A 25,964-nucleotide genomic window follows, 5' to 3' on the forward strand; every position below is an offset into this window, starting at 1 on the left:
AAGTCGATTAGTTATATTAATGTATGAGACATTAAAAATGTGTTTAATCGGAAGTTCCATTCATGTCTATGGAATGTTAAACATCCAATGCATAATATAATTTTGAAACTTGTAGATGGATTTTTCATGAGTTGATTGATTGACTAATTTGAAAGGAGTAACTTATGGAAAAACTCAAGATATTATATATTAGCCGTGATTTTTCCAAAAAGACGGAAAGACATCCATATTATCTCTCTCAGGCATTGTCTAAGGTAATCGATTTAGTGCTATGGAGTGAGCCAGGGGATATTCAAAATATCCTGAATCATATCAGGTTTAGGCCGGATTTTATATTGATCAATGATCCGGTTGACAATCGTTCTCCCGTCATCACCGGACTCTCCTCTCTTAATATCCCATTCGGTGTTTTCATGTATGATCTTCATCGACTCGTGCAAGAACGTATCCTTTTTATTGAGCAGAATCATGTTCCATATATTTTTACACTTTGTCGAGATTACTTTATAAATAGGTATCCCAAATATCTCCAAAGAATGAGGTGGCTGCCTCACTTTGCCAATGAAGAGGTCTTTAAAGATTATGGGTTACCTAAAGACATCGATTGTTTAATGATGGGGGTAGCAAGGAGGTATTATCCGTTAAGAAAAATCATGTATGATGCTTTAATAGATAAGCCTTTTTTTGTTTATCATCCACACCCTGGTTACGAAAACCAGGATGAAACCAGGAAAAATATTATTATAGGAGAAAAATATGCTAAGGAAGTTAATCGAGCAAAATTATTTTTAACATGTGATTCAACCTTCCATTATCCATTAGCAAAGTATTTTGAAGTTCAGGCTTGCAACACTCTTTTGCTTGCGCCACCCTTAAAAGAGCTAGAGGATATAGGATTTATACCGGATGTACACTTTGCCTCTATTAATGAAAAGAATTTTTTGGAAAAGATTGAGTTCTATTTAACCCATGATCAAGAACGGGCAAAGATGGCAAATGAAGGTTATAGAATGGTTCATACAAAACATTCAGCGACGGTACGTGCCTTAGAGTTAGTAAATATGATTAAGAGTATCTTAGGTACTCACAATTGATATAAGAAAGTGGAGTTACAATTTTTTCTAATTTGATACCAAAAAGAGGGGATGCAAATGATTGATAGATTTAGAGAGAATGCAAATATAGGTGAACTGGTCGTAATTCAGGAGGGTGTCGTATTAGGAAAAAACGTTTCTATCGGGCATCATACGGCTATTTTGGGAAATACCCGAATTGGGGATAACGTAACGATAGGATCTCACTGTATTATCGGGGTTTATCCCGGTGGAAATGCAAATATGCGAAAAACGGAGACTACTTTACCTCCACTTGAGATCAAATCTAATGTCAAAATAGGAAATCATGTTTCGATTTACACGGGAACTATAATCTCTGAAGAAGCATTCATTGGGGATCAAGCAAGTATCCGTGAAAAAGTACGGATTGGAGCGAATACTGTCATAGGTCGAGGTGCCATGGTTGAATTAAATACATCAATTGGTTCGCATTGCACCATCCAAACCTTAGCTTATGTTACGGCAGATACTACGATTGAAGATCACGTCTTCATTGGTCCATGTGTTTCCATGTCCAATGATAAATATATGGGAGCAAGAGAATTTACATTGAGAGGTCCTTATATTAAGGAAGGAGCAAAAATAGGGAATAATGCATCATTGTTACCTGCCATCATTATAGGTAAGAATACTGTGGTTGGTGCAGGGGCCGTTGTGACAAAAAATGTGCCGGATTTTGAGACAGTTGTAGGAAACCCAGCAAGAAAAGTACCGGATGAAAATACCTTGTAAAGGATTGAAAACAAATGATACCTCAATTGGATTTGAAGGCGGAATACGAGAGTGTAAAGGATGAGATACAGAAGTCAGTTCATGAAGTTCTGGAAAGTGGATCCTATGTTCTAGGGAATAAAGGAAAGCAAATTGAAAAATTGTTATCCGAATACGTAGGGACCTCTTATGGCATTGGGGTTGCGAATGGGACAGATGCACTCCTTCTTTCATTGGAAGCCATGTCTATTGGGGATGGAGATGAAGTCATTACTCCCCCCTTTACCTTCTTTGCCACAGCAGAGGTTATTGCTCGTGTCGGGGCAAAGCCTGTTTTCGTCGATATTGATCCCATAACGTATAATATGAACCCCGCTTTGATTGAACTAGCGATAACAAAAAAAACGAAAGCAATTATGGTTGTACACCTTTTTGGACAATCGGCAGATATGGAAAAGATTATGGAAATAGCGAAAAAATATCGTTTAAAGGTTATTGAGGATGCATGCCAATCCATCGGAGCCACTTTTAATGGAAAAAAAGTAGGATCATTTGGTGATACAGGTTGTTTTTCGTTTTTCCCTTCCAAAAATCTTGGAACATATGGAGATGGAGGTATGGTAGTAACGAGTGATAAGGATTTATATGAAAAAATTAAAGTATTGAGAAATCATGGAAGCGAAAAAAAATATGTACATTCTGATATCGGTTTAAACAGTCGGTTAGATGAAATCCAAGCAGCCATATTAGAAGTGAAATTGAAGAGACTAGATGATTGGAATCAAAAAAGGAGAGAAATTGCGAACCGCTACTCAGAAAAGTTGATAGGTTTGGTTAAAACCCCTATTACGGTGAAGAATCGGGAACACGTCTTTCACCAATACAGCATTGAAACAGACAATCGCGACGAATTAGCCTCATACCTAAACCATAGAAAAATTGCTACAGGCATCTATTATCCCCTACCCCTTCATCTTCAACCTGCCTTCCATGGACTCCATTATCAAAAAGGAGACTTTCCAATAGCAGAAAAGGTTTCGGAAAAAATCCTGGCCCTGCCGCTTTATCCAACGTTAAAAGAATACGAACAAGATTATGTAATATCCTCAATTAAAGAATTTAAGGGTGATAGTAATGGAATTAATTAATATTGGGGTAGCCGGAGTCGGAATTATGGGCATGAATCATTGCCGAACCCTGGATAAGATGAAAAATGTCCATTTTGTTGGTGTTTATGATAACGATATGAAACGGTGCCTGAAAATAGCTAAGGAGTACGATGTTTGTCCTTTTTCGTCATTTAGTGAATTATTAAAAAAAGTGGATGCAGTAATCATTTCTGTTCCAACCAGTTTACATTTCACTTTCATCCAACAGGCATTGCAGGAAGGAAAACATGTTTTGGTTGAGAAACCATTCGTCAGTTCGATGAAAGAGGCAGAACAAATTAAACCATTAATCAAGGCTAAGAATGTCATTGTTCAGGTAGGGCATGTGGAAAGATTCAATCCGGTAATTCAACAGCTAAACAAAATTATTAATCGCCCCAAAATGATTTCCATTGAAACGAGGCGATTAGGGGCCCTCAACCGAGTGATTGACATTGATGTTATTTTTGACCTTATGATCCATGACATTGATATTGTCTTAAGTTTGGTCGGAAGTCCGATTCAAAGCCTTTCTGCGGTAGGTTATAGCCTGACTGAATCTGGGCAGATGGATGTGGCTAATGCTGTGCTTACATTCAAAAATGGGGTCATAGCAAATCTGGTAGCCAACCGCCTATCTCAGGAAAAAGTAAGGACGTTGACGATCACCGAAAGAGATCGGTTGATCAAATCTGACTATATGACCAAAGAGTTATTTATCTATCAAAAAGTGGATTCTGTTATAGAAAAAAATCTATCCTACCGACAAGAAAGTATAGTTGAAAAGATCATCGTTCCCAACACTGAACCCCTTTTTGCTGAAATCGATCATTTTGTGCAATCCATTCGAATGAAGCAATGTTCCATTGTAGGGCCTGAAGAAGCATCCAAAGCCTTGGAAGTCGCACAGATGATTAGAGCATACATCGAGGGGAACAAGTAACAAGTGGAGGTGGACTATGAGGCCTAAAATAAAAAATAGCACGATATTAATTACCGGCGGTGCGGGATTTATAGGGAGTCACTTGGTAGAACAATTAATGATGAATGAAGCGAAACAAGTCATAGTTGTTGACAATATGTTTTTAGGAAACAGAGAAAACTTATCAGACGCATTGTCCAAGGGAATGGTCTTATATGTAGATGATGCCGAATTAAAAGACTCTCTGGAATATATAATTGAAAAACATAAGATTGATATTGTTTTCAACTGTGCCACCAAGGCATTGAATTATTCCTTTATCAATCCATCGAATGCCTATATGACAAATGTGATCGTTTTAAATAATCTGCTTGAGTTACAGAGAAAAGGAGCATTTAAAACACTTTGTCACTTTTCATCATCTGAGGTTTATGGCAGCGCACAATATGAGCCGATGGATGAACAGCATCCGATACTTCCAACTACGGCCTATGCTGCAGGCAAGGCCGCTGCTGACACCATGTTACACAGTTATGTTAACATGTTCGGTCTGGATGCGTTTATCGTCAGACCCTTTAATAATTATGGTCCTAGGCAAAATTATGAAGGCCCTCTATCAGGAGTGATTCCTGCAACGATTATGAAATTGTTAAATGGTGATGCTCCGGAAATCCATGGAACCGGTCTACAAAGTAGAGACTATATTTATGTAGTAGATACAATCGATTCTATAATCAAGGTTTATGATGTGATTAAACGTGGAGATTGTGTAAATATTGCAGCCGGTAATCACATTGCAATTAAAGAAATTATCTTAAAAATATCAAAAATCCTCAATTATAAAGGTCCGATTTTATATAAAGATTGTCGACCGGCAGATGTAGCCTGTCATCATGCAGGCAATCAAAAGATCAAGTCGATGATTGATTTTAATTTAGTGGATTTTGATGAAGGGTTATTAAAAACGGTTCGATGGTATAAAGAAATATATAACAAGAGGAATGTTCTTAAATGATAAAATTAATAAAACCTTATATTACCTTTCAAGAAGTTGAAGAAGATTTCAAAAGAATATTTGAATCAGGAATTTTTACCAAAGGAGAATATGTAAACAAATTCTTACAGGAAATAAAAACTTATTTAGGAGTCGATCATGCCTTCCTGACCACCTCTGCGACTACAGCATTGACAATGTGCTTAAAATCACTCGGAATAGGATTGGGAGACGAGGTGATCGTATCCGACTTTTCTTTTCCGGCAACCGTAAATGTTGTAGAGGATATCGGAGCGATGCCAATTTTTGCGGATGTGGATCAGGATACTTTCAATATGAAATCGGAAGAACTAGAAAGGAAAATAACCAAAAAAACAAAAGCAGTCATATTCGTGGATGCGTTCGGAAACCCAAGCGGAATATCTAAAATAAAAGGGATATGTGAAAAACATCAAATACCGTTGATTGAAGATGCTGCTTGTGCCATCGGGAGCAGTGAAAATGGAGTCAACGTAGGTAAAATCGCAGATCTTACCTGTTTTAGTTTTCATCCCCGGAAATTGCTTACGACTGGCGAAGGAGGAGTGATTACAACCAATAAGAAAGAAATCGCGGAAATTATGAGTGTTAAATTAAACCATGGAGCGATTGTCCGAGATGGAATGGCTGATTTCATTAATTATGGATATAATTACAGACTATCGGAGCTTCAAGCAGCAATGGGAATAAAACAATTAAATAAATTAGAATCAATTGTGAAAAGTAGGAACAGTATAGCTGACGAGTATAAAAAGAGACTCCATCTTTTAGGTTTTAAAAGGCAAAATTCGCTGGACAATGTGATTCATAATATTCAATCCCTCGTTTTTATGGTTCCCGAAGGGATGAATAGAGATCATTTAATCGCTTATTTAACAGAAAATGGAATTGAATCCACAATAGGAACGTATTGCCTGAGCAATACAACTTATTATAAGAACAAATATAATAGTGTTCAGCCAATTGCGAAATATCTTGAAAAAAACACCGTAACTCTTCCTTGTTATGATAACGTGGATCACAAATATATTAGCAACATAATAGAAAAATATGTGAGGACTCTCGAGGATTAAGCAGTCCAATGGGGTGGCTGCCGATTTCTTCTATTTGAAAACACCCGTCAAGGCTAAATGAACGCTTCGTGGCCTTGACGGGTTTACGGTCCTGGACAACTACTCCAGCTATTTTCGGACAACCCGTCCCATCCTCTTTTGGACATTATGTGGTACGTAGTTATCTTAAGCGATCATTCGCTAATAGACTCGAGGAGGGCATACTATGAAGGTAGTTGTTTATACTTCATTATTTGGTAATCATGATTCCGTTAAAGAACCCTTATGTATAGATAAAAGTGTGGATTATATTCTGTTTACAGATGACCCGAGCATAAAGTCTGAAAATTGGACGATTAAAGTATTGGAAAAACAATTTGAAAGCCCAAGAAAAATGGCTCGTTTAACCAAATTGTTATCTCATAAATTTCTACCAGAACATGACCTAAGCATTTATTTGGATGCAAATTTTAAATTAAAAGCAAAAGATATTTATGAGATGATAGTGGAATGTCTAGAGGGCCAAGATATTGCCTTATACAAGCATCCAAGACGAAACTGCACCTATCAAGAATTAGAACACTGTTTAAAAGTCAACAAAGTAAGCACCGAAATTGCGGACCGTGTAAAAATAAAGTATCTAAATGAAGGATTTCCTCGTGATTATGGATTATTTGAGAGTGGATTTATTATTAGAAAAAACACGGAAAAAATAAACCAATTGAATGAACTTTGGTGGAACGAAATCGCTACTGGAAGCGAACGAGATCAGTGTTCTCTAGTGTTTTGTCTGTGGAAATTGGGAATCACTGCAAATGAAATCAAAATTGGCCAACAAATTCGTATAAATCCCTATATCATTGGGTATAGACATAAAAATAATTCATAAAAACCTTTTGTTTCAAAGAATTAGCCCCATGATTTGACACGGAGCCCCTGCGAGCACGATTTTCTTGCGATCGGACGATGCATTACCATTAGCTGAACGCGTCCACTCGTCCCCCCCTACAAGATAAAAACGCCTTGCTTCCTTCATTGGGGTCAAACCGTTCCATGTCCTCCAGTTCCCGGCGTCCAGATGCTGATCGAACCAGCCATCCCCATAAGAATCGGCGTATGCACACATCCTTCCTGCCTTTTCTTGAATATATTTTGCAGACCGTTTAGGCATTTTAATTAAGCATAACAAAATTAAACGCATATTATTATATGAGACTATTTTGGAAGGGGAGTAAAAGTGGGAAAAAATCCGATTAAGATAACATTTATCCCCAAAAGAAGGCCTTTTATAAAAAATGCCACATCAAGACTTCGGGCTTTATATCTAATAGATCATCTTCAAAAGTTATTTCCCAACAAGTATATAGCTAATCTTGATGATCCGGAGAATGCTGACATTATTGTTGTGAATCAATCCGCTTCACAAGAAAATTTAATAAAAATTCTAGATCAAAAAAAGAAACGAAAGGTTTTTCTCATCTATGATGTGGTAGGACGGCAGTACGATGATGCCAGAGAATCATTTAACCAAGTTGCGCAGCAAGCTGATTTAATTACTGTTGCAAATGAAACTCAAAAAGCGCGGATAGAGGAATTGAAGCTAGGTAAACCATGTTGCATTTTGAATGATGGTATCGATTATGTTGAACAATTGAACCCTTCCCTTTCACCATTTAACGGAAAAGTAGTTTGGTTTGGTAATCACCAACTAGGTAATTTAGAATCAGCAATGTGGGCAATTGATTATATATCCGCGCAACCTAAATATTCAATAGGTGTTATAGGCAATAAAGAAATTAAATTAGACAATGTTGAGTTAATAGAATGGAAATATGAAGGATTTATTAATAATCTAAAACGTTATAGTCTATGCTTTTTGTCTCACGATAGTTTGGAAAAACAAAAGAGCAATAACAGATTGCTAGTGACGATTGCAAATGGTATTCCCACAATTGTATCAAATTCTGCTGCTTATTCTGAGTTACTTCGTAAGTTCAAGTTAGATTATGCCATTGTCGAAAATGAAAATGAATTACAAAAGGCTCTTTCCATCCTTAGTGATGAGGAACAAAGACAAAAGTATTTAAGTGAGATACAGCCTTATATTTTAGAGAACTACAATTATAATGCTGTAGCAAAAAAGTTTGATCAGATATTAAATCTCTACTACTTAAAAGGTATATAAGAGGTGTAATTAATGTCCAGAATTGCCATAGTAGGTACAGGTTATGTTGGTTTAGTGTCGGGAGCAATCCTGTCAGACTTTGGCCATAAAGTTACATGTGTTGATATTGATCAAAACAAAATTGCTCGTTTAAAACAAGGTATTATTCCCATATATGAGCCAGAATTAGAAACAATGGTCGAAAAAAATTATTATTATAAACGACTATATTTTACAACTAATATCCAGGATGCTGTAGAAAAAAATGACATTATCATCATTGCGGTTGGAACACCGCCAGCAGATGACGGAAGTGCTGATCTTCAATATGTTCTTACTGTTGCCGAGAGTATAGCTACTTACATGAATGGATATAAGGTGATTGTCAATAAGTCGACTGTACCCGTAGGAACAGGACAAAAAGTCAAGTCACTGGTGCAAGATGCTCTAAACAAAAGAGGGGTAAACTATACTTTCGACGTAGTTTCAAACCCTGAATTTTTAAGAGAGGGATCTGCAGTTAGAGACTTTACTCATCCCGATAGAGTAGTTATCGGTGCTGAAAATGAAAAAGCTATCAATCTAATGAAAGAAGTATATCGAGTCCTATATATCAATGAAACTCCTTTTGTCATAACGAACATTGAAACGGCAGAAATCATTAAGTACGCATCAAATGCCTTTCTTGCCATGAAAATTACCTTTATTAATGAAGTAGCTAATCTTTGTGAAAAGGTGGGGGCTGACGTTCAAAAAGTAGCTAAAGCAATGGGAAAGGACGGACGCATCTCCCCCAAATTTTTACATGCAGGTCCTGGTTATGGAGGAAGCTGTTTTCCAAAGGATACCAGATCTCTCGTTAAAATTGCCCAAGATAGCGGTGAACCTCTCTCTTTAATAGAAGCTACTATAAAAGCTAATGAAAGACAAAAGCTTAAAATGGTAGATAAGATCGTGGATGCTCTGGGTGAAGTTGAGGGGAAAACTATAGCGGTTCTAGGGATTACTTTTAAACCTAATACAGATGATATGAGGGAAGCACCTTCATTAGTCATCTTACCAGAATTAGTGAAGTATGGTATAAAGCTAAAGGTATATGATCCAAAAGGACGTGAAGAAGGTACATGGCGTCTTCATGATATAAAAGATAACCTGATTTGGTGTGAAGAAACTTACGAGGCTATTACAAATACGGATGCTACTTTGATTCTCACTGAATGGAATGAATTCAGAAACCTGGATTTTGATAAATATGATGAACTAAATAGTGGAAAGTATTTCTTTGATTTTAGAAATATTTACGATAAACAAGAATTAACTGGAAAAGGATTTAAATACTATGGTGTAGGTGTGTAAAATGAATTTAAAACCTGTAGATAGCACAAAAACATATCTTGTTACAGGTGCAGCCGGCTTTATTGGTATGCACCTTTCCAAAAAGTTATTGAGCATGGGTTGCAAAGTAATAGGATATGACAACATGAACGATTATTATGACGTGAACCTTAAACTTAGCCGTTTAAACATATTGAAGAAATTTGATCATTTCACTTTCCATAAAGCAGATTTAATTGACAGGGACTATCTTGAAAACTTGTTTTCAAAAAACAACATTGATATAGTAATCAACCTGGCGGCACAAGCAGGTGTAAGATATAGCATTGAGAAACCACATGTTTATATACAATCCAATATTGTGGGTTTCTTCAATATTCTCGAGATGTGTAGATACCACAAAGTAAGCCACCTGCTTTATGCTTCCTCAAGTTCTGTGTATGGTTCTAATCAAAAGATACCATTTTCAACAGAAGACATGGTTGATCAACCAGTTAGTTTATATGCAGCTACAAAAAAGTCTAATGAACTAATGGCACATACTTATAGTCACCTTTATAAAATACCTGCAACCGGAATGCGTTTCTTCACAGTTTATGGTCCGTATGGAAGACCTGATATGGCATATTACTCTTTTACAAAGGCTATTATTGAAGATAAAATGATAAAAGTATTTAATAATGGAGATATGTACCGGGATTTTACTTATATTGATGATATTATTGAAGGTGTCACTAGACTTATAGAAAACTCTCCTGCAATATTTAATAAAACCTTACCCTACAAGGTTTATAATATTGGGAATAATAAACCTGAAAGATTAATAGATTTAATTCAAGCGATTGAACATTCAACTGGTAAAAAAGCGATTAAAAAATATTATCCAATGCAAGCTGGGGATGTGTACCAAACCTATGCTGACATAAAAAATTTATTTGAAGATGTAGGCTTTAAACCAAATACATCAATTGACGACGGTATCAACAAATTTATAACCTGGTATAATCAATATTACAATCAAATGGACATGAATTAGGGAATTGACTTATGTGTATTCTGTCAATTCCCTTTTTCTTTATTATTTAACATATTGTCGAAAAATTGATACTGCGAAAGACTTGCTTTTTCTATCGAATAATTTTTAGCAGTTTCTATTCCATTTAAGAAAAATTTATTTCTTATACTTTTATTTTCTACTAAATAACTTATAAAATGAATAACCTCTTCATTATTAGCAGTATCAACTAAAAAACTGTTGTATCCATGTACCGCATATTCATATATTCCTCCTATCTTTGGAAGGATAGTAGAGCAACCAATTGCCATTGCCTCTAATCCTGAACGTCCAAAAGCTTGATAAGTTGATAAATCAATAAAAATATTGGAGTCTTGTAAAAGCTCTGCAACTTGTTCCCTATGGAGTATCCCCTGATTTTTAAAATCAAAATTCAAAGGAACATTTAAAGAGTTCAATTCATTATCAAAGCAACCAAATATAGAAATTTCTATTTTTGAATTATATTTTTCTTTTATCGCTTTCAACACTTTCATTGTTTCTTTAGGCGATCTTCGAGGAGTTTTTGGCCTGACCATTGCCACAATATGAACAACATCTTTTTTACTATTATTTATTGTCACTGCAGGTTTAAAAAGCATGTTGTCTAAACTCGGAGCAATTTTATAAACCTCAATTCCATGATTTTCTTTTATTATATTACGGATCCAATTCGTTTTGGCAAAAGCATTATTATTTAGAATTAATGTATAAGATTCTATCGCTTCTTTATACCAATGATGATCTTTATCAAACATCAATGGTTCATAATCTTGTATATAGTAGGAGGGTTTTATATAGGGGTGACATTCGATGATGTTTTTTAACATTTTCACCGTTGTAAATACGGTAGCTACTACGATGTCGAAGTGTTGAGAAAGGCGAATTAATTCATCTTGATTTTTATAATAAACACAAAATTCATCAAAATTTAAGTATTTTTCAGAAAATGGAATCTTATAGGTAAGATTGTTGGCTATTTTTGCATTTACATTCAATGTACGAAGTCCCATTGTTTCCTGTACAACTGAGTGTGATCCCCCATCTCCTCCTTTTGTTGGCAAAATAAATAAAATTGAGATATTACTTCTTTTTAACTTTTCACCGTTTTCTATCGCATTTTCAACTTTTTTCCTCAAAGTGTTTAGTTCCTTATTTTCTTTTAAAACTGTCATACAATCTCTTATTTTTTTACTGGAATACTTTCTGCAAATTAGCTTATCTGCTTGTTTTTTTAACAATTTTTTTTGGTCACTCGTGTAACTACTAGATTTATAATGATACACGTAACAATCATCGGCTACTTTTAGTTTGAAGCCAGCATTTTTTGCTCGGATACAATAATCATTTTCTTCGCCATATCCTTCCGAAAAAGTCTCCTGATCAAAATAACCAATTTTATCTATAACCTCTCTTTTAACCATTAAACAAAATCCATTTAAAAGTGGAACTTCTGGATAACATTTATCTGACCGGTTTTCCACTAAATTTGACATTTGTTCCAAGTTCATTTTTTCTGGGAGTGAATTTTTTGCCCAATCCTTTTGTTCAAACAATTTTGGTACGGATTGCCAAGAAGCTGCATTGGAAAGAGGACCTGCTAAACCTACAGCTTTCTCAGATTCCATACATGCAATTAGCTTTTCTAACCAGCGAAGTGTAACGATTGTATCACTATTAAGTAACACACAATATTTAGAAGATGATGCCAGCAACCCTATATTAGCGGCAATTGTATATCCTTGTGCATAATCATTTCTAATAAGCTTACAATTATAGACTTCAGCATAAGCCCTTAAAAATCTACTTGTTTCCTTGTTACTGCCATCATCAACTATAATAATATTAAAGGTTAATGTTCTCTTAGCAATTAATGACTCGAGACATACCTTTACTTCCTCTAAAGCATTATGCACACAAATGATTACATCAATTTCTTCAGTATTAGTTTCATTACGTTCATCATTACTTATTAGTTTTTGCTTATTCAGTCTGTCTTCTTCTAAAATTAAACTTATTAAGCCCGGTTTTTTTTCAGTCATTCCATTATTCATATTCTCGTAAATTTGTCTCCTTGTTCTAGCATAATCCCAAATTCTAACATTAGTAATTTCACCAATAAAAAAACCGTAATTACTCAGACCCCCGATTATCCCTGAGGCAAAAACATTTGTTTTCAGGCTTTTCAAACCCATTTTTCTAATCTCACCATTAATAAAAAGATATGGGGTTTTATCACGATAAACAATTGCAATGTGAGTCCAGTCAGTAATACTTGTTTCATATACTAAAGTAGCTGGCAGATGATTTGCTGTATGTTCAAAAACTGAAACACCATTCGTCCCTACTGACACTCCTGTTCCAGCATACTCATTATCGCCCCCATAACCAGCCGCAATAACATACCTTTGATCTGAAATACCTGAAACACCTATAACTGACTCTTTTCTAATTTTATGAGCTGCTTCAGGCTTAACCCAGAATTCATATGTGAAGTTATTCTTTACTTCCTTAAATATGGATTGAATTGTTAATTTATCGCTACCACCGAACCTCATTTTAATATCACCCTTTTTCTTTGAACATTAGCATTGCATCGAGCTGTCAATGTTCACGGAATACCATATCGGAGGTGTTAACTGTCCCATCAAAAGGAAAATACCAACGGAAAGGATTCAGCAAGTAACAGTCACTTTCGCTTAGAGAGCCCCTCCCCGGGTGGCTCTCTTTATAAACATCACGTCGCTCTCACTTATTAACTCAATGGCTCTATTCCACCGAAATATTCATTCTTCGTGACTTTAATACTTCGTATTGACATTAGATCAAAGATTTTTTTTGATTTGTCTGATGATCGTGAATTCTCCATTTGAAGTATTTATTATCCCTAATATAATCATCGAGAATAGAAAAAGGGGTATTATACTTCCAAGCGATATAATTAAAGCTCATCTGATCTCTTTTACTGAAGTTTTCAACTTCATTCCACCAAGCGTCCATTGTTTCTATAATTTTTGGATCCTTGTGTCTCCTTAAAATTACTCCAGTAGAAATAAGGCCATTATTTTCTGGATATCTCTCTTTTTCATATCTTTCAGCTTGGGCAAGAATTACATTTTTGTCATCTTTATTTCTCCGTATGCAAGCTTCTGCTTCTTGATATATACAGTTTCTTCCATCAGAGTGCCTAAAAAAGACAAGAGAAGATTCCTTCAAATAACTTTGCAGCAACTCGTATAGATCTCCAACGATAGTAATATTTGCATCTACCCATACACTGTAGTTATAGTCTTGAAAAAACAAGTGAGGTAGTATTTTTACATATCTTGCCTTTCTTGTCGAATCAAGATTATGATGTGGTAGTGGTATTATTTTCCAAAAATTTGACTTTATATCCGGATTGTCAGTAAAGCATACATAATCAAATTTATCGGATTTATACCGGGGTTCATAAAGATTGTCATAATTAGCTGTGATAGCAGTATAAACGACAACTTTATTTTTATTAATTTGACCGACTGAAGTACCTACATCAGATTGATATATTATTTTGTTTTGCTCCATTAGTAAATACCTCCAGTGTGTTTGCTAATCTAAAAGTGTACCACTTACACAGCGTCTGCTAACGCAAAAGTTCTGAGCCAGGTACCTGTTATGCTGAATGAAGCTCAGCAACCTGGGGGAGAATCTCCGATCCTTACAATGTTAGGTGTATCTATATTTTTAAAGGCATTTCTTGTATCTATAATTAAGTTAGAATTTTCCGAAATCTCTTGGTAGTTATAAACATTATGGTTTGTTAATAAGATAATACAGTCAAAATTACGAAGATTTTGATGATCCAATTCAATTGAATGTACAATATTTCCTTCATTATCTGTAAACTGGGCTGCATAAGGATCATTGTATTCAACTAAAGCGCCCATTTCTTTTAATGTATGATAGATAGAAAGACTAGGAGATTCCCGTAAATCATCAATATTCGGCTTATACGCCATGCCTAGTAATAATATTTTAGAGTTTCTGACAGATTTATTAACATTATTAAGTGCTATTTCAACCTTATTTAACACATACTCCGGCATATAATGATTTATTTCATGTGCTAATTCAATGAAACGGCTATAAAAGTTTAATTCTCTTGCTTTCCACGATAAGTACATAGGGTCAAGAGGAATGCAGTGTCCTCCAATACCAGGGCCAGGAGAAAATGGCATAAAACCAAAGGGTTTTGTACTCGCTGCTTTAATTACTTCCCATATATTTATTTCTAATTTTTCGCATAACATCGCCATTTCATTAATAAATGCAATATTCACACTGCGAAATGTATTTTCTAAAAGCTTACTCATTTCGGCTATCTTAGGGGAAGAAACAGTCACAAGTGATTGAATGGCATCCTTATATAACAAGGTTGCTATTTCAGTACATAATTGTGTTTTTCCTCCAATTACTTTTGGTATGTTTTTTGTATTATATTTGCCATTACCAGGATCTACTCTTTCTGGGGAAAAACAAAGAAAATAATCCTCACCAGCTTTATATCCTTTTTTTGTCAATTCATATTCGATCAATTCCTCTGTTGTACCCGGATAAGTAGTACTTTCTAAAATAATGAGTAATTCTTTATGCATATATTGTTTTATTTCTTCAACTACTGATTTTATATACGACATATCCGGGATGTTATCCTTTGTTAAAGGAGTAGGAACACAAATGTTAATAGAATCTAAAGATGAAATTACTGAAAAATCATTTGTAGGAATAAATTTTTTACTGTTTATCACTTCGTGTAAATCTTCTTTATTTACTCCTGAAATATAGAAATCCATGTTCTTTAATCTACTGATTTTTTCTACATTAATATCAATTCCATAAACTTGGTAACCTTTTTTTGATAATTCAATTGCTAAAGGCATCCCTACATAGCCAAGTCCAATTACGCCAACTTTAGCCTTTAGAGAAATTAATTTTTCTTTTAAATTAGAATATGGTGAGTTCTTCTCCAATTCTATTACCTTCCTTCTTTCTACATTTTTTACTTATAATTACATTATTTTCAGTTAAAATGGATTGAATGGACTTCGTGATATAACAGGCTTATTGTAACTAGTCATGATTATGGATACCCTTGTCAATCAATATCGCCCCCCCTAGTGCTGTCTACTTTCATACTATGTATTGATAATCAAAACGTAATAGGATATAAGACTAAATTTAGCGTGTGAATTAGTCTCATCTAATTCGCATGTTGTTTTTAATGTGGCCAATATCATCGGATCCCCGCTTGCAACGGCATCGCATCATCTTAGGACGCTAAAAAAATTAAACCTGGTTAAATACCGCAAAGAAGGAAAGCTGGCGTTTTACTCCCTGGTAGATGAACATGTGCGGCAGCTGATTCAGCTTGCTTCTACACATAGTCAGGAGTTGATGACAGTTGGAAAATAATACACAAAACGAAGATGAAGAAGGACTGATGGAAGTCAAATTCACGGGGGGAGGTGGGGATTTTTGGAACTGGAAGAGCGAAAGCGTCCGCCCGAAAGCTTTCCGAAGGAAAGCTCGCATCGGAAGCATATGCTGTCTCCGGATTTTATCCGCTAGAAGCGGTATAAATCAGGAAATCCGGAGACAGCAGCGGCTGGATGTCCATAACATTCGCCGTAGTTACGGCAATTTAAGATTGAACCTTCATTAACAAATGATCGATTCGATGTTGAAAGGTGTGTGAAGTCAACACGCGTTTTCTTGCTTTTATAGCAATTTGTTTGCGTTCTTCGTCGTGTGCAATATAATAATGAATCTTCTCAAGTAAATCATTCTTATCTTCGAAAGAAACAATTTCCTTCCCTTCCTCAAAATGATTTACCAGCTCCTCTTTAGAATCAATAAGTTGAAATGCTTCGCAACTGGCAGCATCAAAGGTACGGTTGTTGATACTTTTGGCAATAATACCCATACGATTTCTATTGTATTTCTCATCAGAAGGACGGTGGATATTTAAAACAATTTTTGAACCATTATAATAATTCACAACGGTTTCGGGCTTTACCCAGGCATTCACTAAACCTAAATCTAGATTTAAATTTTTGTTCCATTCATTATTATGCTTGCCCCATCCTCTCCCAACGATTTGAATTTGATAGTCTGTTCTCTTTAACAAGAATTCTATAAGCTCAATTCGATTACTATAGGGAACTCCTACTAAACAAATATCACTTGTAAACTCTTCAGAGACTAGTGTGGAATGAAACACTTCCGGATCTGTTCCTAACGGAAGATGATAAACATTTGGATGCCCAAGTCCTTTATATTGTTCCAATGCAGCTTGATCGATGGTAAAAATATAGTCAAAATAAGGGATAAGCGGAAGGGTCCAATCCATATAATAAGGATCTTCCGTCATCCAAATGACCGACTTTACTTTTGTTTGTTTTAAAAATTCTAGTATTGGTTTGGAGATTTTCAAACCGGCTATTGCTAAAATAAGATCTGGCTGCAAAGATTCTTTCTTAAGTTTTAAAGCATTTAAACCATTATTTAATGTAAAAGATTCACAATAGTGACCTGCATTCTGAAATGCTTCTACTATACTTTGTTCAAAAAAGTAATAAACTGCTCTAAAACCTGAAGTAATAATAATAATTTTCATTTTTCTTCCTCCCTTGTAAATTCGAGGTTTTTTTAGTTAATAGGATATTGACACAAACATAAAATAAAATAAGTCATATGATGGTTTTATAAAATAAGTGGAGGTGAAAATATGGCACAAACCTTAGTTGAATTCGGTAGAAGCGTCCAGACAAACCTGGACAATGGAGTTATTGTTCCAATTAATTCCACAGCTAAGTTGATATTAGAATTTGGTATTAATGTTCCAACTGCAACCAACTTTGTAGAACTCACTACTACAGTAGGTTGGCAGGTAACGAACGTTTTTGCTACACCACCAGATCAACCCAAACTCTTCCTTCAAGTCCTTACGGATGGAATCGTTGTTGGTAGCGCTGAGCAAGAGTCCATTTCAAACGATGAAGATGAACCACTTGAAATGACTACAACGTTCCAGACAATTCTTACGAATGTATCAGTAGGATTTCATGTATTTCAGGTGTTTGCCTCAAACCCTGAAGACCTCCAGGGGGATATTACCTTAACTGGTCCAGTCAATATTACTGGAAAAGTTTACGCGCCTGTGTAAACTTACTAAGCTTCCTCGGCTGACTCTGTTCGGCTATATAAATTTTCCAGTAATGACTCAGTAGACAAATCATCATTTCTCGGCCCATACTTTTATTAATCAAAGTAAAAACTCCTTTGTAGAAGTCTTGTTTGTTTTAGGGAACAAACAAGGTCAACACCTTCTACTTTAGGAGTTTTTTAAAAGATGAAAATAAATGATCTCCAACCATTACCTTCCATTAGATTTCCATATGCTTTTTTAAGAAATTCGGTTCCATATACTATTCATCTGAATGACGGCATATGCTAAAACAGTTGAACATTTAAACATATTTTCATTAGCGACCCGCCTGATGTTGTAGTTTCTTATCTTTAAGACGCAGTTCCTCCAGCAAGTTGAATCATGGAATACAGCAAGGATGTTAGCCTTGGTGAGCTTAACATCGAATTCAATCACTTCCGCTCCGTAATCCAAGGCGGCTTACACTACTCTATTTCATTGGAGGCGATAAGTCCTACCCGGTAAGTGAAGAATTTCAGAACACGCATTCCGTAGCGGTCAACGGACGCTTAAGCAATTCCCATCCGGTCTTGGCGGATATAAAAGAGGCCAGCTCCCATCCCATCCGGTAATGCGTCTGATAGCCGGGATGATAACGGCCGCCCCATCCTTCCACCTCTGGATGAATCAGCCCTAAATCAACCAATAATATCTTTCCGTTTCCATTTTGATTAAAATGGGCCACGACCTTATTCACACTGGCGAGATAGTTGTTGTTCATGGTTCCAACACAGCAAAAGACATAGGGATCGTTGTATTGATCCAGGATAACCTGAATGAATTTTATATAAGCGGCAATATACTCCTCATCATCAATTGGTGTAGAATAATCGTTTTGACCCAAATTAATGACAATTCCATCAGGAATATACCGGGAAAAGTCCCATGGCGCCGTGTCTTTGCCGAGGGTCCCCAAAAAATGCTCCGGCAATCCATGCCTGTTCCCTACGGCATCCTGCCAAACGCCAATGCCGCAAATGGCCATCGTATGATATTCCGCGTTCAACATTCTAGCGCTGATCCCGACATAGGACATATAGCCGTCGTCAAGATGCGGGGCTTCAGCGAGCACATGCGGATGGCCGATCCCTGCTCCATCTGTGATGGAATCCCCAAAGTATTCAAGCCGGATAGGTTTGGCCGCAGGCGGGGCAAGGAAGCTTCCGCCGCCAGGAAGAGAAAAATGATGAAATGCGATATTCCCGGTCAAAATTCCCGTCCGCTTGTGGATTTCCAAAGTGTGTTCTCCATCCGGGAGCCCCTGTTCGATTATGTATACATGAACCCCCTTCTTCAGATTAATCCAATTACGGGCGATCCCGTCCAATACGATTTCAACGTAATCCTGGCCGCCGGAATCCCCTGCTGTCATAGAGATGGCCGTACCCCGGAAGGCAAGATGAACAGCACTATTAACCCATCCGCATTTCGGATTCCCTTTGTCAGTCAGATCAAATCTCCCCATCAGCCTGGTGTACCTGGTAAAATCAAAATCCAAAGTAACTCCTCCCGTCAATTACCGCATTGACTATCCATTCCCCATCGGCACAGGCTGCTATCACCCCCTGCATAAAGGACCCTTCCGGAATGCCTACCGTGCTTCCGGAAGGGGTTCATTCAGTTAGTTCATAGAAGTAAGCCCTAGCTTCGGATTCGCCAGATCGAGTTTATACATGACTTGATTGTAGTTATACCGCGGTGTCGCTACATGATTCGTGAACGTATTCGTATAAGTCCCCTCGAAGTAGATTACCCGGCCGCCATCCTTATTGAAATTTTTGTGCTGGGCAACGTTGTAAAAAGTATAATTATTGTGCGTTACGATCTTTTTGGCATTAGTCCACGGACCTTGAGGCGCCGGAGCTTCCGCGTACCAGATTTCTCCGAGCACCGATGTCTTTCCCTGCAGCTGCTGCCCGATCATCACGTAACGCTGCCGGTAATTGTTCCATTCGACGGCGCTTGAGGAGATTTGAACCTCTTCGCCGGTATCGGCATCTTTCAATTGATAATAATGCAGGTCGGCCGCTTGGATCACCCCTAAACGGATCAGCTCCTTCTCTTGATCCTGCTTAAGCGGCGGAGTATTCTTTTTCCAACCCCATACAAGCTGGCCGTTTGCGTCGCGTTCCAACGACGTTTGAGCTCCGTTGTACGTCGTTCCCGGTGTTAAAGCTGTAAACGATTCATATTGAGTATAGTCGATGATGGCGTCATAGCTTGCGGATACGCGCAAATTTGGCATCCGGTGTTCGGTAAAGAGCCAATAGCCCACCCCGTTCTCCTCATAATAGGTCGCCTGGCCGCCCGGATGGCGCCAATCGTCTTTGGAAGGGAACTGGACGACTTGCTCGAATTCCTTGATATTGTCATTAAAGGCAAGAATGCCGAAGGCGCTGAGTCCGGGATTATGGGTACTATATCCGGCGAGCAGGCGTTCATGTCCGGCACTGTCCTTGGCAGTCATCAAACCGAACACCCAAGCTATGCCGGCGCCGTCAGGCAGCTGCGGCACCAAGCTTTTGACGAAACCGTCCTCTTTAGTGAAATAGTCCAGATTCACACCGGCGTCCGGATCCAATCCGCCGTTTTGCGGCATCTGAGAAGTTGCTCCCGTCACACGGAAGTTCCCCAGCGGATACGCTGGTCTGTCGGTATCACCCCAGAACCAATACAGCTTATCTTTGTACGTGATCGTCTGCACAGAATCCTGTCCCATGACCAGACCGTTTATCAGCGGCTCCTGAATCGGCGCCCCCAAACCAAGGAGCATACTGTCGCGATAAATACCTTGGCCCGTAATCCGGTACAGCCGTTCAGCGATGTTGACCCGGTTCATCTCGATTGTAATCATACCCCCGGGCATAATCTGTACAGCCTGCCCACGATTGCCAAACATATCGGCGGGGATATCATAACCGTGGCTCGACAGATGGAAGAAGACCGGCTGATCCATCAATCCGGGTTCACTGAACGCCACTACACCAGCACTATCCGTGTAATACAGAACGTTGTTCGTCGTCTTCAGCTCAACAAGCGGAATGCCCCGGCCCGTCTCGGCATCCACGACCTTGATCTTGAACGGCTCCTGGACCCCTTTCTTTACAATGCTCAGATTCTGCCCGTCGCCACTTTCCGCCGCCTGCGCTGCAAACGCGCCGCCCGGCGCCGTCATAATCATCAGCACAAGGCAAGTCCATATTCCCGCACTTTTCCACTGTTTCATTTTCATTTCGTTGACCTCCCGGCCTTAGTAGATTTGATAGAATGAAATCGTTGCGCTGCAAAACACCATCTGTTCAAACCACTGATGATGTACTCTCTCCCACAAGCCACCCCCTGCTTATTCATATCGCTCCTTGCGAAGCGCCAATCGAATGGTCTTCACCTCGAACGGACGGAATTGGAGCCTTACATCTCCGCCTTCGTGCGGCACTTCTGCAATCTTCTCCTCCAGCATATTCGCCTCACTAACCGCCGCAACGGACAGCCCGGCGTGAAGCTTGCAGACTACCGTGGCCCCTTTACTCTCATACAGACGCACAACCCAATCGCCCGATCCGTCTTCGGCAAGCTTGACCGTCTCCGCAATCACATTGGCTTGATCGATGCAGAGTAAGGATTGTGCCCCACACCCTCCTCCAGGCACAAGGCTGACAGGATAGTTCAGCTCATAAGCTTCGCGCACAACAGGACTGTCGAGAAATGCACCGTTCCAGAATGTAAATCCATAAGTAAAATGATGCAACCCTTGATCGGACGTTTCATCCGGCCAAGTCGGAGCCCGAAGCAGTGTTAAGCTCATCGTGTTATCGTTGACGGAAATGCCGTATTTGCAGTCGTTCAGCAGTGCGAAGCCGCGGTTTGCCTCTGTAAGGGCAGACCACTTATGCTGAACCACTTCGTAACGATCCGCATCATGCGGACGCGAAGCATGATTCGGCCTCTTGACGTGACCGAACTGAATTTCCTGCAGAGACTCGTTCGTATGAATGCGAACCGGAAAATCGACTTTCAGCAGCTTATTCTTCTCGCGCCATTGAATCGTTGTATGGAATTCCACCCGGCGGCTGCCCGCACGCAAGCGGATATCCTGAATCATGGTCGAGTGATTCAATTCCCGCTCAACCCGAAGATTTGCGAAGAGCGGTCCATTCGCAGTAACGGATACCTTGGCGTTTGCGTTCAGCTCAATGGGTGCCAAGCGGTAGCGCCGGTCAATCTCCCAGGCATCAAAATCCGAATTTTGATCCCGGTACATCCGCATAACATTGCAGCAGTCTGCTGCCCATTCCGTGCCGGTCTCCTTATCGAAAATCCGTGTAATCTCACCCTTTTCGTTAATTCCAAGCGCAATCCATTCATTCTCCATATGCGATTCACTTGCAGAGACTGTCGACAGAACAGGAACGACCGGCACTTCCGTTTCAGTCTTGTACGTCGACCAGCCCATGGAAGGAGCCTCCAGCTGAGCATAGCTAACACCTTCGTGCAATTGCACCGGTAGAACGGCTCCATTCCTATCCGCAATCCCGTGAACGCCATTAGGTAATGCTACCAGTTCCCGTCTTATCCAGGACAGCGAGTTAAATACGGTAACACTGGAGGACTCGCCGTCTGTGATTGCACCTCTTGCTTCTGAAGCCACGTCGTACACGTCCTTATTCAATTCCATCAGTTTAAGCTGCGCCTCTTCATGGACGCGGTGGATAGATGAGCCCGGCAGAATATCGTGGAATTGGTGCAGCAGCAGAACCTTCCACAGACGGTCCAGCTCCCCGTAAGGATAGGTCCGGTTATTTAAATGCTCCGCTGCAGCCCCCCATAACTCCGCCTCACGGAAGCCAATTTCCGCCTTCCGGTTCAGCTTTTTGATGACCGCTTGTGTTGTATAAGTCCCGCGGTGAGCGGGATAATAGAGCTCTCCTACGTACTTGACATCAGGAATGCCCTTTTCGGTCTGATCCCGGAAAAATTCGATTGGCGAGCCGTGCTTCGTCTTGGGGACGCCCTCCAAATTGCCGAGCCTGCGCATAAACTCAAGATCGTCCCGGTTGGAGCCTCCGCCTCCGTCGCCATGTCCGAACTGCGTGAGCCGCGTAGAAATCCCTTCAAGCTGGACGCGATCTTTCCACTGATGGATTAAGAACGACGGGCGGATCCGAATCGGGTAGTAGTCTCCATAGTTGAGCAGATGCGACAAGATTTGCGAACCGTCGATCCCTTCCCACAGAAACGTATTATGCGGGAACGGATCTGCTACATTATCATAAGTACCGAACAATTTAACGGAACCGAAATATTTAATCCCGCAACCCTTCATAATTTGCGGCAGGTTCCCGGAATAGCCGAACACGTCAGGCAGCCACAGCATTTCGTTGTCTACACCGAATTCTACCTTGAAGAAGCGCTTGCCGTACATCGCCTGGCGGATCAGGCTTTCGCCGCTGGGGAGGTTCGTATCGGGCTCTATCCACATGGAGCCTTCGGGAATGATTCTGCCTTCCTTCACCGCTTGTTTGATGCGCGTATACAGCTCAGGATACAGCGTCTTGACCAACTGGAATAAATAAGGCTGGCTCTGCGTGTAAGTATATTCCGGATATTCGTCCATGAGCGCAAGCTGATTGGACATGGTCCGTGCAATTTTACGCTTCGTCTCCTCAATCGGCCACAGCCAGGCCACATCCAGGTGGGACTGTCCCATAAGGTACAGGGTAGGCGCCGTTGAACCGTTCACACAAGATAAAAGCGGTTTCATAATCTCCCTGCACTCTTTTACGTTCTCTCCCAACAATTCCTGACGCAGGGTCAGGTCGACCGTCGCAAATACCTGAGTCAGACAACGATCAATCTCCGCAACGCGGAGAGATTTGACATCGAGATGATTGCGAAGATCGTACAGGCATTCCAAATCGATAAAAAACTGGTACACTTCTTCTTCAAAAATACAGAGTTGCGACTCTCCGAACAATGGCTGAGAATCGGAATGGCCGGCGTACGCCTCTGCGACAATTTCGAATTGCTGGCCGCTTTTCGCCGAACGGGTTAAGGTTACGTAATGATGGTTAAGATCCTTTGCACCACTCACGATGCCGTCAACATACACGGTCGCTTCGGCTCCAAAATCAAGCATAGCCACCAGCCGTTTGCCTTCGGCCTCCTTAGGGGCAATGATTGTGGACCGGAACCAGCCGTACCCCCAATTCTCCCCCCACTGTTGTCCCCTGGTTATGCTCTGGAACGGTTGCTCATCCATTTCATGAATGAACAGCTGTTCCTTTGTCGTAAAACCTGAAAACTCCATTGGAGAAACCTTTGTAATCATAAATTGATTTCTTTTATTCAGAAGCTTTTCCACATGGAATAAAATCTCTTTTTTCTCGTTCAAAACTCTTCTCACATCCTATGGTTTCGTTATCTTACATCCTATCGCTTTGCGATATATTGCCGCCCCGAAGCAATCAGCAACAGAGGGACAATCTCTATTAGTTTGCTGTTACTCTTTGCGCAGCATCGTTATAAATTTTCAGCGCTTCATCAATGGCGCCCATTTTTTGGACCTTATCAATGAATACCTGCCAATCATCGAAGCTGCTCTTGCCTGCCACGAATTTGGCCTGTTCTTCCGTAACAAACGTTTTAACCGGGTTCATAATCTCCGAGATCCGCTGGTTTTCATCGCCTGTGAGTTGAATCGAAGGTTCGCTCAGCCAGGAAGGAACATATTCGTTCTCAGGCATGGGTAAGCTCGTCAGGAATTGTGACTTCTCAATCGGCACCTCTTCATATTTCCCGTTAAATACGGTATAGTCTATCGCGGCAAAATCTACAAAAGCTCTTGCGTCACTAACCATCTGCAGGCCAGGGTTATGATTCCGGCTTGCCCGCATGCCGTATTTATCGCCTTCCAGCCACGGATCCTTGGCATTTTTCAACGAGTCCACAAAGGTCGGAATACCATTCTCCCCAATCGTATAGGTCGTACCCTCAATCCCCCAGGTGATGAGTCTGATCATTTCATCCGAATATTGATAATCGATGAATTTGATCAATTCTTCGGGGTTTTTCACTTTTGAACTTAGGCCGTAAGCTGCCCAGCCCAAATCAGGAGTATTGCCATTCACCACTTCCTGCCAGGCTTTCCCGTATTTCGGATTGTCAGGATACAGGGAAACTGCAAAAATCTTGCCATCATTGGCCGTTCTTGTGTACTCGGCCGGAGTGGTAAACCACTGCGTCAGCCACATGAGGTTGTCGCCATTCAGCGCTTTTCTTTTCAGCGTATCATCTGTATCAATCGTATACTCCGGATCTAACAGCTTATCGGCATACAGCTTATTTGCAAATTGGAGCGCATCTTTAAACCCTTCTTCCAGAACCCCATATACATATTTCTCGCCGTTCCAGAAGATTTCGTCCTTGATATGGTTCGCAGAGAACAGCGATCTCAGGCTGTTCCATTTGGTTGCGACAGGATATTTGTCGGGATAGAGTTTTTTAAGGCTTTTGGCAGCCTCATAAAATTCATCAAGTGTTTCCGGAATTTCGATATTATTCGCTTTGAACACGTCATAGCGGTAAGAGGACGTATTCTGAATGAGCATACCGCGATCCTCAGGGAACCTTGGAGTGGAAGTTTCCATAAAGGTATACATCTCGCCGTCAGCATTCGTCACCCGCTTCATTCCATTTTTCACCTTGCTAATGTAGTTCATATAATTCGGCATTAAATCTTTATATTGGGCTAATTCGAGAAGCTGGCCCTGACCGGCCATTTCGCTCGTATCATAAAATAACGGCGTCACGAAGAAGTCCGTCAGATCGTCGCTTGCAATCATGAGTTTGACCTTCTCGTCATACTCGGAAGACGGAATATAGTTATATTCAATTTCCACCTTTTTACCCATGTATGCTTCCATGCGTTTGTGCCATTCCTTGCCTACGAGACTATTCGGATTATCCACGCCATACGTAGGCAGAGTCACCGAAAAGCGCATCACTTCCTGATTCTCTCCATTGACGGCAGAATTCTTAGAGTCATTCGAACATCCTGAAAAAATCATCAGCGCGGCCAACCCGAGGACAAGTATTTTCGCCAGCTTGTTCATTTCATTTCCCCCTAATTTGTACGATAAACCTGCTTTTTCAACTCTCATCATTAACAATGAGCCGTCCGGGCAC

Annotated in this window: 21 protein-coding genes; 12 read left to right on the forward strand and 9 right to left on the reverse strand. The window is 39.6% G+C overall.

Annotated elements, in window-relative coordinates; all coding sequences use genetic code 11:
• The first annotated feature begins 164 nt into the window (after positions 1 to 164).
• The 10 genes from AC3WT9_RS13645 to AC3WT9_RS13690 all read left to right on the forward strand — a co-directional run bounded on the left by AC3WT9_RS13645 (position 165) and on the right by AC3WT9_RS13690 (position 10,516).
• Positions 165 to 1,094, forward strand: a complete 930-nt coding sequence (locus AC3WT9_RS13645; protein WP_492407642.1) for a glycosyltransferase family protein — start codon at positions 165 to 167, stop codon at positions 1,092 to 1,094.
• A 57-nt stretch (positions 1,095 to 1,151) separates the two neighbouring features.
• Complete coding sequence (locus AC3WT9_RS13650) at positions 1,152 to 1,847, forward strand: DapH/DapD/GlmU-related protein (protein ID WP_492407643.1); 696 nt, start codon at positions 1,152 to 1,154, stop codon at positions 1,845 to 1,847.
• Positions 1,848 to 1,861: 14 nt separating this feature from the next.
• A complete protein-coding gene (locus AC3WT9_RS13655) occupies positions 1,862 to 2,974 on the forward strand; it encodes a DegT/DnrJ/EryC1/StrS family aminotransferase (RefSeq protein WP_492407644.1) in 1,113 nt (370 codons plus the stop codon).
• A complete protein-coding gene (locus tag AC3WT9_RS13660) occupies positions 2,961 to 3,917 on the forward strand; it encodes a Gfo/Idh/MocA family oxidoreductase (protein WP_341095245.1) in 957 nt (318 codons plus the stop codon). Before AC3WT9_RS13655 ends, AC3WT9_RS13660 begins: the two co-directional genes overlap by 14 nt.
• Before the next feature lie 16 nt (positions 3,918 to 3,933).
• Positions 3,934 to 4,911 (forward strand): NAD-dependent epimerase/dehydratase family protein, encoded by a 978-nt coding sequence (locus AC3WT9_RS13665; protein ID WP_341095247.1) that lies wholly within the window; start codon positions 3,934 to 3,936, stop codon positions 4,909 to 4,911.
• Positions 4,908 to 6,002 (forward strand): DegT/DnrJ/EryC1/StrS family aminotransferase, encoded by a 1,095-nt coding sequence (locus tag AC3WT9_RS13670; protein ID WP_341379372.1) that lies wholly within the window; start codon positions 4,908 to 4,910, stop codon positions 6,000 to 6,002. The genes AC3WT9_RS13665 and AC3WT9_RS13670 overlap by 4 nt, the downstream gene beginning before the upstream one ends.
• 205 nt (positions 6,003 to 6,207) lie before the next feature.
• On the forward strand, positions 6,208 to 6,870 hold the full coding sequence (locus AC3WT9_RS13675) for a glycosyltransferase domain-containing protein (protein ID WP_341095251.1): 663 nt from the start codon (positions 6,208 to 6,210) through the stop codon (positions 6,868 to 6,870).
• Positions 6,871 to 7,218: 348 nt separating this feature from the next.
• Positions 7,219 to 8,166, forward strand: coding sequence for a glycosyltransferase (locus AC3WT9_RS13680; protein ID WP_341095253.1), 948 nt, complete (start codon positions 7,219 to 7,221; stop codon positions 8,164 to 8,166).
• 12 nt (positions 8,167 to 8,178) lie between these two features.
• Entirely contained in the window at positions 8,179 to 9,501 is a 1,323-nt protein-coding gene (locus tag AC3WT9_RS13685) for a UDP-glucose dehydrogenase family protein (protein WP_492407645.1), read from the forward strand.
• 1 nt (position 9,502) lies between these two features.
• Positions 9,503 to 10,516, forward strand: a complete 1,014-nt coding sequence (locus AC3WT9_RS13690) for a GDP-mannose 4,6-dehydratase (RefSeq protein ID WP_492407646.1) — start codon at positions 9,503 to 9,505, stop codon at positions 10,514 to 10,516.
• A 23-nt stretch (positions 10,517 to 10,539) separates the two neighbouring features.
• Here the strand turns inward: AC3WT9_RS13690 and AC3WT9_RS13695 are convergent, their stop codons facing one another.
• The 3 genes from AC3WT9_RS13695 to AC3WT9_RS13705 form a co-directional block, all read right to left on the reverse strand.
• Entirely contained in the window at positions 10,540 to 13,092 is a 2,553-nt protein-coding gene (locus AC3WT9_RS13695; protein ID WP_492407647.1) for a glycosyltransferase, read from the reverse strand.
• 262 nt (positions 13,093 to 13,354) lie between these two features.
• Complete coding sequence (locus AC3WT9_RS13700) at positions 13,355 to 14,098, reverse strand: glycosyltransferase domain-containing protein (protein ID WP_051051336.1); 744 nt, start codon at positions 14,096 to 14,098, stop codon at positions 13,355 to 13,357.
• Between the two features lie 104 nt (positions 14,099 to 14,202).
• Positions 14,203 to 15,543, reverse strand: coding sequence for a nucleotide sugar dehydrogenase (locus tag AC3WT9_RS13705; protein WP_341095262.1), 1,341 nt, complete (start codon positions 15,541 to 15,543; stop codon positions 14,203 to 14,205).
• 196 nt (positions 15,544 to 15,739) lie between these two features.
• Between AC3WT9_RS13705 and AC3WT9_RS13710 the strand changes: the two genes are divergently transcribed.
• Positions 15,740 to 15,985, forward strand: coding sequence for an ArsR/SmtB family transcription factor (locus AC3WT9_RS13710; protein WP_492407708.1), 246 nt, complete (start codon positions 15,740 to 15,742; stop codon positions 15,983 to 15,985).
• Between the two features lie 229 nt (positions 15,986 to 16,214).
• On the opposite strand, the gene AC3WT9_RS13715 is transcribed toward AC3WT9_RS13710, so the two are convergent.
• Positions 16,215 to 17,189 carry a CgeB family protein gene (locus AC3WT9_RS13715; protein ID WP_492407649.1) on the reverse strand — a complete coding sequence of 325 codons (975 nt, stop codon included), beginning with the start codon at positions 17,187 to 17,189 and terminating at the stop codon, positions 16,215 to 16,217.
• 111 nt (positions 17,190 to 17,300) lie between these two features.
• Between AC3WT9_RS13715 and AC3WT9_RS13720 the strand changes: the two genes are divergently transcribed.
• Complete coding sequence (locus AC3WT9_RS13720) at positions 17,301 to 17,738, forward strand: hypothetical protein (RefSeq protein WP_341095264.1); 438 nt, start codon at positions 17,301 to 17,303, stop codon at positions 17,736 to 17,738.
• A gap of 240 nt (positions 17,739 to 17,978) precedes the next feature.
• Here the strand turns inward: AC3WT9_RS13720 and AC3WT9_RS13725 are convergent, their stop codons facing one another.
• From AC3WT9_RS13725 to AC3WT9_RS13745, 5 genes are all read right to left on the reverse strand, one after another.
• Complete coding sequence (locus AC3WT9_RS13725; protein WP_445744987.1) at positions 17,979 to 18,194, reverse strand: glycerophosphodiester phosphodiesterase family protein; 216 nt, start codon at positions 18,192 to 18,194, stop codon at positions 17,979 to 17,981.
• A gap of 61 nt (positions 18,195 to 18,255) precedes the next feature.
• On the reverse strand, positions 18,256 to 19,278 hold the full coding sequence (locus AC3WT9_RS13730) for an SGNH/GDSL hydrolase family protein (protein ID WP_341095266.1): 1,023 nt from the start codon (positions 19,276 to 19,278) through the stop codon (positions 18,256 to 18,258).
• 123 nt (positions 19,279 to 19,401) lie between these two features.
• A complete protein-coding gene (locus AC3WT9_RS13735) occupies positions 19,402 to 21,012 on the reverse strand; it encodes a hypothetical protein (RefSeq protein ID WP_341379376.1) in 1,611 nt (536 codons plus the stop codon).
• A 111-nt stretch (positions 21,013 to 21,123) separates the two neighbouring features.
• Entirely contained in the window at positions 21,124 to 24,171 is a 3,048-nt protein-coding gene (locus AC3WT9_RS13740) for an alpha-mannosidase (protein ID WP_341379377.1), read from the reverse strand.
• A gap of 97 nt (positions 24,172 to 24,268) precedes the next feature.
• The gene (locus tag AC3WT9_RS13745; RefSeq protein WP_342480367.1) at positions 24,269 to 25,891 is read right to left on the reverse strand and encodes an extracellular solute-binding protein; all 1,623 of its coding nucleotides are present in this window, start codon (positions 25,889 to 25,891) and stop codon (positions 24,269 to 24,271) included.
• Between the last annotated feature and the right edge of the window lie 73 nt (positions 25,892 to 25,964).

Source organism: Paenibacillus sp. EB106-06-01-XG199 (assembly GCF_058791575.1).

Coding starts and splice junctions, on each gene's coding strand:
- AC3WT9_RS13685 (WP_492407645.1), top strand. CDS start 8,179: ATGTCCAGAATTGCCATAGTAGGTACAGGTTATGTTGGTTTAGTGTCG.
- AC3WT9_RS13660 (WP_341095245.1), top strand. CDS start 2,961: ATGGAATTAATTAATATTGGGGTAGCCGGAGTCGGAATTATGGGCATG.
- AC3WT9_RS13690 (WP_492407646.1), top strand. CDS start 9,503: ATGAATTTAAAACCTGTAGATAGCACAAAAACATATCTTGTTACAGGT.
- AC3WT9_RS13715 (WP_492407649.1), bottom strand. CDS start 17,189: ATGAAAATTATTATTATTACTTCAGGTTTTAGAGCAGTTTATTACTTT.
- AC3WT9_RS13720 (WP_341095264.1), top strand. CDS start 17,301: ATGGCACAAACCTTAGTTGAATTCGGTAGAAGCGTCCAGACAAACCTG.
- AC3WT9_RS13700 (WP_051051336.1), bottom strand. CDS start 14,098: ATGGAGCAAAACAAAATAATATATCAATCTGATGTAGGTACTTCAGTC.
- AC3WT9_RS13735 (WP_341379376.1), bottom strand. CDS start 21,012: ATGAAAATGAAACAGTGGAAAAGTGCGGGAATATGGACTTGCCTTGTG.
- AC3WT9_RS13695 (WP_492407647.1), bottom strand. CDS start 13,092: ATGAGGTTCGGTGGTAGCGATAAATTAACAATTCAATCCATATTTAAG.
- AC3WT9_RS13650 (WP_492407643.1), top strand. CDS start 1,152: ATGATTGATAGATTTAGAGAGAATGCAAATATAGGTGAACTGGTCGTA.
- AC3WT9_RS13645 (WP_492407642.1), top strand. CDS start 165: ATGGAAAAACTCAAGATATTATATATTAGCCGTGATTTTTCCAAAAAG.
- AC3WT9_RS13655 (WP_492407644.1), top strand. CDS start 1,862: ATGATACCTCAATTGGATTTGAAGGCGGAATACGAGAGTGTAAAGGAT.
- AC3WT9_RS13670 (WP_341379372.1), top strand. CDS start 4,908: ATGATAAAATTAATAAAACCTTATATTACCTTTCAAGAAGTTGAAGAA.
- AC3WT9_RS13675 (WP_341095251.1), top strand. CDS start 6,208: ATGAAGGTAGTTGTTTATACTTCATTATTTGGTAATCATGATTCCGTT.
- AC3WT9_RS13665 (WP_341095247.1), top strand. CDS start 3,934: ATGAGGCCTAAAATAAAAAATAGCACGATATTAATTACCGGCGGTGCG.
- AC3WT9_RS13745 (WP_342480367.1), bottom strand. CDS start 25,891: ATGAACAAGCTGGCGAAAATACTTGTCCTCGGGTTGGCCGCGCTGATG.